A 12,181-nucleotide genomic window follows, 5' to 3' on the forward strand; every position below is an offset into this window, starting at 1 on the left:
AACAACAGCGAAAGCTGGTCCTTTTCGGGGCCGTCGCTATCGTGAGGAGGAAAAACCGCCCCGCCCGCTTTTCCGGGGCGGAACATTCGGCCTGAAGAATGGTTCTAGGACATTGCGCGAATCGAAGTCGACTCGCGCCTTGCCGCGGGAGGCGATGATGGGAACGGGCCAGCACAGCGTCAATCTCATTTCCAGCGAGCGGGTGGAAGGAACCAATGTCCATGACCTCGCGGGGGTCAAAATCGGCGAAATCGACCATCTGATGATCGACCGCGCCTCCGGCATGGTGCGCTATGCGATCATGACCTTCGGCGGTTTCCTTGGTTTCGGCAGCAGGAAATATCCGCTGCCTTGGAAGGCCTTTCACTATGACATGAGCCTTGGCGGGTATGTCACCGCAGTCACCGCGGAGCAGGTGAAGTCGGCGCCGCAGTTCGACGAAGACAGCTTCGATGACCGCGACTGGGAGGTCCGCTTGCACGAGCATTTTGCTGCGGCGCCCTATTGGGAGGAATCGCCAATGTCTCCCATCACGCCGAACTCGCCGGTTCCGCCGGTCTCGCCGATGCGCGGCGACGCCGATCGAACGATGGGTCATTGACGGGGGTCGGGGAAGGCCGTTTCGCGGCCTTGCTTCGACCGCTCGTTCCTGCATTGGTGGCCGGGTCTTGATCGCGGGAAGCAACGCGGATGTCTTCTGCAAGAAAACTTTTCGCCGCCGGAATGGCGCTGTTTGCTTTTGCCGCTGCGCTTTCCGTTCCCCCGGACGCGCATTCGGCGCCGACGCAAGCCGATAGTGAAAACCGCCGGCGCGAGGTCGAGGCTACGCTCCAGCGCATCAAGCTGCCGCCGGGATTCTCGATCTCGCTTTATGCGCTGGCGCCGGGCGCGCGCACGCTTGCGGTCGGCGCGCAAGGCAAGGCGATCTTCGTCGGCACGGACGACAAGCGCGCCTATGTACTGACGCCCGGCGACGGGAAGGCGGCCGCCGTCGAGGATTTCTCGCCATGGCCGAGTCTCACGATGCCGCATGGCGTATGCCTGTCGAAAGAGGGCGCTCTCTTTCTCGTCGAACGCAACCGCGTGACGCGGCTCGACGACGCCGAGAGCAACTGGCGCGATGCAGCGTCGAAAGCGCAGGCGATCGTCAAGGCGGGTGATCTCGTCCCGCGCAGCTCGGAGAGCCGCAGTCACTCCGCGCGCGTCTGCCGCGTCGGACCGGATGGCAGGCTTTATATTTCGCTCGGCCAGCCGGACAATGTGGCGCCGCGCGACAAGCTCGCGCTCTATGAGCGGACCGGCGTCGGCGGAATCATCCGCATGAATCCCGACGGCTCCGGCCGTGAAGTCTTCGCGACCGGCGTTCGCAATTCCGTCGGCATGGATTTCGACGCCGACGGCGCCCTCTGGTTCACCGACAATCAGGTGGACGGGATGGGCGACGACATTCCTCCCGGCGAAATCAACCGCGCCGATCGCCCGGGGCTGAACTTCGGCTTTCCATGGTATGGCGGCGGCCACGTCCGCACGAAGGAATATGAGCGGGACACGCCGCCGGCGGACGCCGTTTTCCCGATGGTGGAGACGCAGGCGCACGCCGCCGATCTCGGCATGACCTTCTATCGCGGCGCAATGTTTCCTCCGGAATATCGCGGGGGCCTTTTTTCGGCTCAGCACGGCTCCTGGGATCGCAGCGTCTCCATCGGCGCCCGATTGATGTTCACGCGGCCCGGCGCCGACGGGCGCGGCGTGGCGACGCCCTTCGCAGAGGGCTGGAATACGGGCGCGGGGCGTTATCTCGGCCGCCCCGTCGACGTCGCGGAACTCGCGGACGGCTCGCTGCTCGTCACCGACGACCAGAATGGCGCGATCTATCGAATTACCTATCGCAGGCCGTAATTGGCGCTGGATTCCGCAATCCTGACGTGCAAAAAGCGTTCCGTATCCGTTCTCGGACCGGGGCCGAATGAAACGTCTGTCGCTTATCGTTTTTCTATGTGCTGGCGGGCAGTCCGCCGCTGCGGCCAGCTCCTGCGTTGTCGAGCGGCACGCCTATGCGCCGGCGGAAAATTTGGAGGCGATCGACGTCGATCTCATTGGCCGCGCGACCCGCTCTATCGACATGGCGGCCTATGTGCTCACGAGCATTCCCATCGTGCAGGCGCTCGACGCCGCGGCGCTTCGCGGCGTGCGCATTCGCCTCTATCGCGACGGTCGCGACGCCCGCATGCCGTCCCGGCTAGCGGAGGCCTACAATCGGCTGGCGGCGCGCGAGAATGTCGAAATCCGCTACAAGGGCGATCCGCAACCCTTCATGCATCTGAAGGCCTACGCCGTCGACGGCGTGCTGGTGCGCGAAGGCGCAGGCAATTTCACGCACAGCGGTCTGCGAAAGCAGGACAACTCCCTCGTCGCATTGCGATGCCCCGCGGCCGTCGAGCGGTTTCAGAAGGCGTTCGAAGCCATGTGGACGCGGTGAAGGCGTCGCCTTTGTCGATTCCGCTCATAGCGGAACTTGGCGGATTTCACTCGGCATGCCGCAACAGCGTGAAGCAGTCGATATTCGTGCCGTCCCAGTTCCAGTCGAGCAATTGCTGCTTCTCGACCGCAAGACCCTCCTTTGCGGCGTAGTGCTTCATGAGCTCCGCGGACATGAAATTACGCCAATGGGGATTTTTGTGAACGTCTCCTCCGGGATTGCCGGTGTAGTTGGAGTGATGCAGAAACGCCCGCCCCTCGAGCGGCGCAAGCAGTCTCGCGATTTCGGCGAGGTAGCTGCGCACGATGTCAGAGTCGAAATGGACCATTGCGTCGAAGCAATAAAACATTGTTATGGAGTAAGGCGGGATTTCGGGAAGATTGGCGCCGTTGTTCTTGATGCAGACAACGCGCGGTTCATCGGCGAACCTTTCCGAGCAGAAGTTAATGTTATCCTGATTGATGTCTACACAGTAGACCTTCTGGCAATCCTTTTGCTGCAGAAGCTTCGCCGTGTTGCGCCCGTGACCCACCGCCAGATCCACGCAAGTCTCGAAGTTGCAACCTTCGAGGAAGGGCCACAATAGAGTGGTCCAGCGCGAGTCCATCTCACCTTCCGCCGCATCGTAATAGTCCAGCGCGCCCTTCCTGGCGCTCGTCCAGTCGCGGCCTACGTAAGCTGCGATTGCTTCAAGCAACCCGACCCGGCTGGCAGTTGTCGACATGTCCCAATTACCTGCTGCTGATATTGCGCTAGAGCCGGCAGTGTATCCAACATGCAATGACATTAAAAGTGTTTACGATGTCGTCTGGCATTCAGTCAGGCGCACCAACGCGCAGGCCGCCCGCCGAACCCCTCTATTGGCGTCATCCGCCGATAGCCGGCCCCATGCCGCGCATGACGCCGCGCATCGCCGTCGCACGGGGACCCGAGTCATGCTGCGGCTCCACATTTCCCCGCTTCGACGCTATCGGGACGCCGTCTCGAGAGCCCGGCCGTCGTGGCCGGTGACGAGGGCGTCGATCATCACTCCCGCCGCTACGCCCGGCGTGCGCGCCGGTGTGAAATCCGCCGCGCGGGCCATGCCGCCGCGCTCGGTCAACAGGCGGAGCCGCTTTCCCTTTTGCCTGTCGAGATGGCGCGCCAGCGCCGCGTCGCCGGTTTCGCGCAGCCGCGCGGCGCGTTCCTTTGCAACCTCTCGCGCGACCTGTGGCATGCGCGCGGCAGGCGTTCCCGGGCGAGGCGAGAAGGGAAAGACATGGAGATGCGTCAGGCCGCATTCTTCGACCAGCCCGAGCGTGCGCGTGAACATTTCTTCCGTTTCCGTCGGAAAGCCGGTGATGAAATCGGCGCCGAAGACGATGTCGGGGCGCGCGTCGCGAAGTTCCCCGCAAAAACGAATGGCTTTGGCGCGTGAATGTCGCCGTTTCATGCGTTTCAGGATCAGATCGTCGCCTGCCTGCAATGATAGATGCAGATGCGGGCAGAGACGTTCTTCTTCCGCGGCCGCGACGATGAGGTCGTCGTCGGCTTCTATGCAATCGATCGAGGAAAGACGCAGGCGCGGCAAGTCGGGAATTTCGCGAAGCAGCAGCCGGGCAAGCCCTCCGAGCCGCAATCCGTCCGCGTCATAGCTCGTGAGATCGACCCCGGTGAGCACGATCTCCTGTTTGCCGCGCTCGACGAGCGCGCGAGCCTGCGCGACAATCTCCTGCGGCGGCGCGGAGCGCGAGGCGCCTCGGCCAAGCGGAATGATGCAGAAGGTGCAGCTGTGATCACAGCCGTTCTGTACGGCGAGAAAGGCGCGCGTGCCTTCCTCCGCCGCAGCAGCGCGGTTTTGCGCCTGCTCGGCGATGACGCGCGAGACGCCATCGATCGATGTGAAGGCTTGCGGATCGATGCGCGCCGCGCAGCCCGCGACGACGATCTCCGCCTCCGGACGCTCGCGATGCAGGCGACGAATGGCCTGTCGCGCCTGCCGGGTCGCTTCACCCGTCACGGCGCATGTGTTGACGATGATCGTTTCGCGCTCGCCCTCATGCCGGCGCGCGAGCTCTTCGGAGTCGACCATGTTGAGCCGGCATCCGAAGGTGACGACCTCGACATTCCGCGCCATCTCGCTCACGCGGCGACGCCCTCGAAAAGGCTTGCGGAAAGCGTCGTCTCGAATTCGAACTCCACCGGCCCCGTCATCATGACGTGATCGTCGTCGCGCCACTCGATATGGAGATCGCCGCCCGGCAGGCGCACGCGCGCCCGCCGCTCGGTGAAACCCGCGCGCGCCGCCGCGACGAGCGTCGCGCAGGCGGCCGAGCCGCAGGCCTTCGTCGCGCCCGTGCCGCGCTCCCATACCCGCAGCAGAATATCGTCGCGCGCGACGATCTGCGCGAAGGATATGTTGGCCCGTTGCGGAAAGAGCGGGTGATGTTCGAGCTTCGGGCCCAATGTTTCGAGCGGCGCCGCAAGCGCGTCGGGCACGAAAAACACCGCATGGGGATTGCCCATGCTCACGGCGCTGAATTGCGTGGGCGCGCCCGCGACCGGCGGCTCCAGCGCCACCGCGCGAGTGTCGGCCTCCCGCGACAGCGGAATCTCCCGCCAGTCGAGCCGCGGGCGGCCCATGTCCACGGTGAAGACGGTCTCGGCTTCGCGCCGCGTCTCGATGCGGGCGGCGTCGGTCGCAAGCCGCAGCCGTTCCTTGCCGTCGCGCGCGAGCGCATAGGCCACGCAGCGCGCGCCATTGCCGCAGGCGCCGGAGAGCGAACCATCGACATTATAGATGCGCATGAAGGCGTCGTCGCCCTTTTCGCGCGGATCATGCAGCGCCATCAACTGGTCGAAGCGCAGGCCCGGCGCGGCGGCGATGGCGCGCGCCTCCTGCGGCGCGAGGACATGGTCGAGGCCGCGCAGATCGAGCACCAGAATTTCGTTGCCAGCGCCGTTCATGCGCAGGATCGGTCGGTTTTCGAGCGGATGCGGCATCGCGGGCGGTCTCGCACTGTTTCCGTTAACAAGCGCTCGTATATAGAGACTGCGCCGCGGCAGCGCCAGTTTCGCGGCGCCCGACGCCTGTCGCAATTGCGCGCGACAAGGGCGAAATGCGATTCGCAGCCTGTGTGAAAGGATGCCCTGGGAATGGACGAGGAACCGGCTTTGATCGACAGCCTGCGGCGTCACTGGCGCGCGCTGGCGGTTTTCGCGCTTCTCGTCGCGACGGCGGCGATCGTCGCCGAGCGCAGGCTGTTTCCGGCTCCCGAGCTCGAGGACGAAACGCCAGTCGCGCCTGCGCAGCCGGCTCCGTCCGCCCAGACGGACGCCAGGGGCGGAGGCAGCGACGCCGACAAGCCGGCGGGGGCCGCCGACGCGCAGCAGGGTGCGGCCAAGGAAAACCCCGTAGCCGCCGTCATGAGCGAGACCGTCGCCGTCGACGCGCGGCCGGCCGCGGTGCTCAAGGGGCAGGGCAAGTGGGACGAGGCCGCCAAGACGCTGTCGTCCGCGCTCGAAAAGCTCACCGCCGCCGTAACAAAGGCGGGTCTCACGGTTAACGGCAGGCCGATCGCCGTTTTCACCAAGACCGACGACACGGGCTTTTCTTTCGAGGCGATGGCCCCTCTCACCGCCGCGCCGGAGGGCAAGGTCAGGCTTGCGGACGGCGTCGAGATCGGCGCGTCGCCTGCCGGCAAGGCGCTCAAATTCCAGCACCGGGGCGCCTATGACGAGATCGACGCCACCTATGAGGCGATCGCGGCCTATCTCGACGAAAAGGGGCTCGACACCAAGGACCTGATCATCGAGGAATATCTCACCGACTTCAAAGGCGAGGACGCAAACGTCGATGTGGATATCTACGTCTTTCTGAAGTGATGATTGGCCGGCGCCGGCGTGAGATTGGAAGTATGACATTCTTCATGTCTGCGGAGGGGCGTGTTCGCGTTTCGTCCGAGGTGCGCGGGTCCCGTCGTGAGGACGGCGGCCGCGTCAGCGGTCGGCGCAATGGGCGACAACGCCGCTCGGGCGCGGTGTGAAGGCCCAGCTATGCGCCCGCCGATCTTCGCTGGCTAAAAATACCTGATTTCATTGGAAATTTCCCGGGCACGGGCGGGCGCGCCCCATCGTCGGCGACACATGTGCATTCTCGATCCGCCAGTGTTCGGAAATCCGAGCCTGGATATGTCGAACGGCCGACTTTGTCGCTCGCTACGGCGGCCTCCGCTAGCAGTTTTCCGAGTCGCGCGGATGCGGACAATCGCAAATCACTGGCGGCTCGAAATAGCGACGACAGCTCTATCCTGAAGACAATTTTATCGGTCCTCCCCGCAAGGCGACGGCGGGACGCGATAATGCATTTGTAGCAAGGGAAAAATGCCCACCGCTTCCGGCCAAGAAAAAAGTCGCCGGACGCTATTCCGGATTGGGTCATCTTCATGTAACATCTTAAGTGTTGCAGTGGCGTCGGAGATGTCCGGAGTGAGCCAGAGTTTACCTTTTCGCGGCGTTCGCACGCTTCTCACGGAGCGCACGGCAGCGCCAACGCGCCTGCCGCGTGTCCGACTGAGCGGCAGAAGGTGCAACTTTCATGCGACGGGCTTCGGCGCCTCGTCCATCTCGGAGCTTTTGTGGGCCGGATTTGCCTCGCGCTCTTCGGACTTCGGCCGTCAATCTGCGTTTTGACGACGGGCGGCGTTAGTTGAAAATTATCGCCAGGCGGCGTTAGGGGATGCCCGATGCTAGATCAAAAACGTCTCTTCTGCGTAGCCACTGAAAAGCAGGCGCCTGATTGGTTGGTGTCCCTGCTGAAAAATAATGGAATCGAACGCATCGATCTCGATCAGGCGACGGATACGGGATACGACGTTTCCAAGCACGGGCCGCTGCTGGGCGTGATTGTCGAAAAACCAGGGGCTATCAAACCGGGAGTCGCCTTGTTTCCGAAAGGACTCGAGGAAGACTCGACATTCGTTTTCGACTCGACCGAAGCGACAACCCGAGTTTGTTTTTGGCTTGCCAAACGAGCGACGGCCTTTGCGCGATTGTCGCTTGCTGAAAACAGTCGAAACCTTATCGCTCTGGGCGAGGTCAGGTCCAGGCTGCGAGAAGTTCAAACCTCGTTCTCGCATCTCGAGGAATATCTGACGTCGGTCCCCTTCGCTCGTGATTGGCTCGCTTTCGCCCTGCCAGACGCGGAGGATTACTGGACGTTTTCTGAAGCAAGTACGGGCCTGAACTCCTACGTCACTTTGACGCAAGCCCTTCCGCAGGTCGTACCCTTTCCGAGCGGGGTGTCGCTGAAGCTCCAGCATGTTCGTCGAGGCGGCAACGAAAAGCAGCAAATATATCTCTCGGTGATCGGGCGCTGGTCGCGCAAATCCATCGGTCAGTGGGTCGTGTCGCTCGATGCTATTTCGGGACCCTGGACCCGATTTGAGATGCCGTCTTCCATCAAGGCTCTCGACGAGCCAATGGAAATTTCTCTGACAATCCCTTATTCAGCAACGCCTATCGTCTCAGTGGGCCTTGGCAGAGCAACCCCGATCAAGGATTACGCGCTTGCGATCAATGGCAAACGTGAGGGCGACCGACCTCTTTCCGTCCGCGTATATTCCGGGCTGCCGGGAAACATGAGGCAACCGACGGTCGGCGCGTTGATGCCGGTCGAAAGTATCGAAATCGGAGATATCAGCCGCGTCGACCTGCGAGTTCCCGCGCCTTTGGCGAAAACCTATATTAGCGGCTCGCGCGAAGAGCATCGGACGTTGGGCCAGGAACATCTTGCGCAGTGTCAGCTTGTCGAGACGGCTGAACTTGCCGATTTTGACGTCGTAAAGTTGATGCCGCAATACAATGGCATTCTCGTTCATCCGACAGGAAAAGAGCCAACTATCGCCGTTGTGCCTCACGTCCCGTTTGGCGGCGGTGAAAAACTGAGCATACTGGTAAGCCATGTCGGAACGCAATCGGAGGCTGCAATCGAGTGCGCCGCAGCTGTATTGAAAAGTGCTCACAACAGAAATGGCGGTTCATTAGGCGACATCGTGGGTCATCGGGGATCTGAATATTGGGAACCCTTGGACTGGATGGCCGTCACTCCCGGCGACGCAATTCAGATTCATTGCAATCTTCCGGAGGGAATTGAGACGGGCGACATACTTCTTTTTTCAAGATCTCCATCAGGAAATTGCCAGTTCGCGTGGAGCATTTTCGGGGGTATGTATATCAGCCGCACGGCCGATAAATACGCGATGCGCACGGAAGGACAGGCCGCGTGATCGAAATTGCATTCGTTGTGCCGCTATACAAGCATAGTCAGCTCGTCTGCGAAGCGATCCAGTCTGTCCTTGCCGCATCCCAGGAGTCAGGAATCAACGTCGCTGTCGTCATTGTCGATGATGGATGTCCGCATCTTTCAAGTCACCTTACGAGTCTCTCCTTATCAATCGCAAACGAGCAGATTTACTACATAAGAGGGACAAATCAGGGTTTATCGTCTGCCCGAAATCGTGGGATCGATTACGTTCTCGCCAAAATGCCTCAAATCGAGGGGATTTTCTTTCTCGACGCGGACAATTTGCTGGAGTTGCACGCTGTTCGGTCGATGAAGGATGCTCTCGATCAGCATCCGGATGCTGATTGGTTTTATCCGGACATGAATATGTTCGGGCTGGACTACCATGCCGACTTTCGCGGAGATTATCTTCCGTTGATCCACGCTGTGATGAATATTTCCGACGCTGGCAGTCTGGTGCGGACGCGTGTGTTTCGATCGGGGCATCGCTTCGATGAAAATATGAAAGCCGGATATGAAGACTGGGATTTCTGGTTGTCGCTATTAGAGGCGGGTTGCCGGGGGATGCATTGGCCCGGTCTGGGTTTTCGCTATCGAAAGCGGCCTGAGAGCATGCTCGCGGACTCCAATCGGGAGCATGCCAATATTTCCAATTACATGAGACATAAGCATCGCTGGACTGGCGATTCGAAATCCCTCCTATGTATGGAGATGTCCGATCTTCCAAGATATGCGATTTATCTTGCGGACGAGGCGCGAGTCGTGTTGACCAGCACCGCCCAATCCGAGCAAAAGAGCATGCCGCTCGAGGAATATAGAAAGTTGTTTGTTTGCGCGATGAAGCAGCCAAACTGTTTTCATCCCGGCTGCTTTCTCGTTGTGACGACCTCCAACACGTTGAGCGCGATAAATGATTTACGCGTCTCGAACTGGATTTTCTTCGATCTCGAACGGAGGACACAGTCAGATAATCTCGCTGTGACAGAATTATTCGAATCCTCGGATGAGTTTGTCGAGCCTGCGACTGTTGACTCGTCCGAGGGCGCTGCTGCGCAACTCGCAATGATCAGTATGACGTTGGCAAGAGAAATTCTCAGTGATTCGGAGGATTTGCGGATCCGTTCCCTGACCACGAGGGAGCCGGAGGTGAGTGTCAACTGCCGGCGGGTCTCAATGCCGTCGAGCGCTGGGAATCTCGGAGCCAAGACTGCGGTATTCTACTTCGCGTCGTTTTTTATGGAGTTGCGCGCTTACGGAGGAGCATTCGTGAGACAATGGCCGGCGACGCTAATGAAAGTCGGGTCGCCGGACCGTTCAACTATCTACAGATTGATTTGCTCGAATCTCGGTGTCGATGGCATGCAAGCCGGCAATGACATAGCAGCGATAGATGTCGCCTTCTTGCTGCCTATCATGGAGTTCGGCGGCGTGGAACGCGTTGCGTGCGCCGTCGCCCTCGCCCTGAAACGTCGGGGCGTGCGCTGCCATGCTGTCGTAATTGGCGCCTCTCGTGTCAATTGGGACGCAACGCTTCGCGAGGCGTTCGATTCTCTCAATTTTGTCGATGTCACTGGATTTCAGGGCTGGCGCGGCCGTACTTATGAGGGAACTAAATTGCCCGCTTGGGACGACGAACATGTCGTCTCCTCCGCCGCCGGGTTCTTTACATCTTATGACGTTGTACTGTCTTGTAACGGATCAAAAATGCTCGGCATGTTTCGCAAGCTGCAGCAAATGGGGATCGTGACGGGCGCATACTTGCACGCAAACGACGTGAAGCCGACAGGTCGTATCGTTGGTCATCCACAAGTCGCTCTCGCATACGAATATGCGTTGGATCTGGTGATAACCTGCTCCCACCAACTTGGTGCGGAATTGCTCGGACGCGGAATGGCGAATGACAAGATCGTTGTCGTTCCAAATTCGACGGGAATTAATGAAGAGCGCCTGCGCGCGCGCCACTGGCTGTCACATCGTCGCGCAGGGGCCAAGAAAAGACTCGGTCTAAATGTGCTGCTTATGGGTCGCTTCGACTATCAGAAGGGTCTAGATAGAATTCGACAGCTTCTTTCGATCGACTGGCACAATCATAATATCAGATTCAGGCTGGTAGGGAAATCTGTAATAGATCAACGTGATGTGAAGCATATAAACCATACTCGAATCGAGCCGGCGGTCTATAATGCAGATGAGTTGATAGATCTGCTCGAATGGGCAGACGTGTTGCTCTTGCCTTCGCACTATGAAGGGCTCCCGCTTGTCGTTATAGAAGCGATGATTGCGGGTGTCGTGCCGGTGGTCGCCGACTGCGGAGCAATGCGAGAATTGATAGAAGATGGCGTTAATGGGCTTATTGTTTCACAGGAATTCTGCGTCGAAGATATGACAACACGATTGGCCTATCTGGCTGCTAACGCGGACGAAAGATTGAAAATTGCTGAATCGGCGATTGCTTCGGTTGAGGATCGTAGTTGGGATAATGCGATAATAGATTTGCACGAGCGTATACGCCGCGAAGTTACTTCACGACGAGCAAGTCTCTATTGTGAACAGGGATTCGTCGCGGACGTTGCGAAGCACGCCAATGATCGTTGCTTCTCTGAACTGGATTTGCATCTCGAGGAGGATACGAACGGCGGTCAAGTCGACCCTGCCCGCATTTTATTGCCGGAGGCGACCGGATGATAGGATAGACCCGGTCGACGAAGTTCGCTCATCGTATAATAGAGAACACTGAACGTGGGTCGGGGCATAAGGGCGAGGCGCAACATTCAATAAAATTCGGGTTAATGTTTTGCGGGGAGCAGAAAACGCCAAATCCGCAGAAGGTAGACCTCTCTTTTATGGACGACATGAAAAGCGTGCCGCCAAGATGTCGATGATTTAAGCGTGTTGAAAATTTTCGAGGAGAATGTAGCAGGTGAAGATCCCGCGATCAGGGCGGTGGTTGGGTTGGCGATTAAAGCTTCGTCCAACGATTGCGACACGATGCTCCCTAAAATGAAACGGGCGAGGAGATAATATCGAGTTGAGCCTGCTTCAACACCTTTGGATTGAAAACGGCTGTTTGATTTCTGAAGCGAAGCATCTCGCGTTCGATCGCTTATCCAGCCCTTCGTGCAAGTGCCTGACGTAACCTTGGCGCACATTAGGAGAACACGAAACATTGTGGTCGCGAAAGCCGCCTGCGTCGACGCGCGTCCGACATACGGCTATCGGCGCATCTGCGCGCTCGGGAACTGCAAATTGCCAGCCGAAGGCAGGTCGCCTGTGAATATGAAGCGCATTTGGTGGATTATGAAGGGCAACGGCCTCACGCTCGAACGCCGCACGGCGCGAAGGCCGGGCCGCGCCCATGACGGCAAAGTCATTACGATTCGCACGGTTTGACGCTGTTGCTCCTGCCGGTTCGAAGCTCG

General features: G+C 59.6%; 10 protein-coding genes. 7 read left to right on the top strand and 3 right to left on the bottom strand.

Annotated features, from left to right (window positions below; translation table 11 throughout):
• The first annotated feature begins 154 nt into the window (after window positions 1–154).
• The 3 genes from LG047_RS15020 to LG047_RS15030 all read left to right on the top strand — a co-directional run bounded on the left by LG047_RS15020 (window position 155) and on the right by LG047_RS15030 (window position 2,479).
• A complete protein-coding gene (locus tag LG047_RS15020; RefSeq protein WP_370635058.1) occupies window positions 155–601 on the top strand; it encodes a PRC-barrel domain-containing protein in 447 nt (148 codons plus the stop codon).
• Window positions 602–690: 89 nt separating this feature from the next.
• Window positions 691–1,899 carry a sorbosone dehydrogenase family protein gene (locus LG047_RS15025; protein ID WP_227967555.1) on the top strand — a complete coding sequence of 403 codons (1,209 nt, stop codon included), beginning with the start codon at window positions 691–693 and terminating at the stop codon, window positions 1,897–1,899.
• Window positions 1,900–1,966: 67 nt separating this feature from the next.
• On the top strand, window positions 1,967–2,479 hold the full coding sequence (locus tag LG047_RS15030; protein WP_227967556.1) for a phospholipase D-like domain-containing protein: 513 nt from the start codon (window positions 1,967–1,969) through the stop codon (window positions 2,477–2,479).
• 46 nt (window positions 2,480–2,525) lie between these two features.
• On the opposite strand, the gene LG047_RS15035 is transcribed toward LG047_RS15030, so the two are convergent.
• From LG047_RS15035 to dapF, 3 genes are all read right to left on the bottom strand, one after another.
• Window positions 2,526–3,203 (bottom strand): class I SAM-dependent methyltransferase, encoded by a 678-nt coding sequence (locus LG047_RS15035; protein WP_227967557.1) that lies wholly within the window; start codon window positions 3,201–3,203, stop codon window positions 2,526–2,528.
• Window positions 3,204–3,446: 243 nt separating this feature from the next.
• The gene (locus tag LG047_RS15040; protein WP_227968510.1) at window positions 3,447–4,595 is read right to left on the bottom strand and encodes a MiaB/RimO family radical SAM methylthiotransferase; all 1,149 of its coding nucleotides are present in this window, start codon (window positions 4,593–4,595) and stop codon (window positions 3,447–3,449) included.
• Window positions 4,596–4,600: 5 nt separating this feature from the next.
• Entirely contained in the window at window positions 4,601–5,461 is an 861-nt protein-coding gene (gene dapF / locus LG047_RS15045; protein ID WP_227967558.1) for a diaminopimelate epimerase, read from the bottom strand.
• 153 nt (window positions 5,462–5,614) lie between these two features.
• On the opposite strand from dapF, the gene LG047_RS15050 reads away from it, so the two are divergent.
• From LG047_RS15050 to LG047_RS19805, 4 genes are all read left to right on the top strand, one after another.
• Window positions 5,615–6,343 carry a GyrI-like domain-containing protein gene (locus tag LG047_RS15050; protein WP_227967559.1) on the top strand — a complete coding sequence of 243 codons (729 nt, stop codon included), beginning with the start codon at window positions 5,615–5,617 and terminating at the stop codon, window positions 6,341–6,343.
• Window positions 6,344–7,203: 860 nt separating this feature from the next.
• Window positions 7,204–8,745 (top strand): DUF6212 domain-containing protein, encoded by a 1,542-nt coding sequence (locus tag LG047_RS15055; protein ID WP_227967560.1) that lies wholly within the window; start codon window positions 7,204–7,206, stop codon window positions 8,743–8,745.
• Window positions 8,742–11,447, top strand: coding sequence for a glycosyltransferase (locus tag LG047_RS15060; protein ID WP_227967561.1), 2,706 nt, complete (start codon window positions 8,742–8,744; stop codon window positions 11,445–11,447). The genes LG047_RS15055 and LG047_RS15060 overlap by 4 nt, the downstream gene beginning before the upstream one ends.
• 483 nt (window positions 11,448–11,930) lie before the next feature.
• The gene (locus tag LG047_RS19805) at window positions 11,931–12,152 is read left to right on the top strand and encodes an IS3 family transposase (protein WP_227967562.1); all 222 of its coding nucleotides are present in this window, start codon (window positions 11,931–11,933) and stop codon (window positions 12,150–12,152) included.
• The last annotated feature ends 29 nt before the right edge of the window (window positions 12,153–12,181 follow it).

This window comes from Methylocystis sp. WRRC1 (assembly GCF_020733155.1).
In the GTDB taxonomy this organism is placed as follows: Bacteria; Pseudomonadota; Alphaproteobacteria; order Rhizobiales; family Beijerinckiaceae; genus Methylocystis.

Excerpts from the sequence above, each read along its gene's own strand:
- LG047_RS15020 (WP_370635058.1), top strand. The coding sequence starts at position 155 with ATGATGGGAACGGGCCAGCACAGCGTCAATCTCATTTCCAGCGAGCGG.
- LG047_RS15025 (WP_227967555.1), top strand. The coding sequence starts at position 691 with ATGTCTTCTGCAAGAAAACTTTTCGCCGCCGGAATGGCGCTGTTTGCT.
- LG047_RS15030 (WP_227967556.1), top strand. The coding sequence starts at position 1,967 with ATGAAACGTCTGTCGCTTATCGTTTTTCTATGTGCTGGCGGGCAGTCC.
- LG047_RS15035 (WP_227967557.1), bottom strand. The coding sequence starts at position 3,203 with ATGTCGACAACTGCCAGCCGGGTCGGGTTGCTTGAAGCAATCGCAGCT.
- LG047_RS15040 (WP_227968510.1), bottom strand. The coding sequence starts at position 4,595 with ATGGCGCGGAATGTCGAGGTCGTCACCTTCGGATGCCGGCTCAACATG.
- dapF (WP_227967558.1), bottom strand. The coding sequence starts at position 5,461 with ATGCCGCATCCGCTCGAAAACCGACCGATCCTGCGCATGAACGGCGCT.
- LG047_RS15050 (WP_227967559.1), top strand. The coding sequence starts at position 5,615 with ATGGACGAGGAACCGGCTTTGATCGACAGCCTGCGGCGTCACTGGCGC.
- LG047_RS15055 (WP_227967560.1), top strand. The coding sequence starts at position 7,204 with ATGCTAGATCAAAAACGTCTCTTCTGCGTAGCCACTGAAAAGCAGGCG.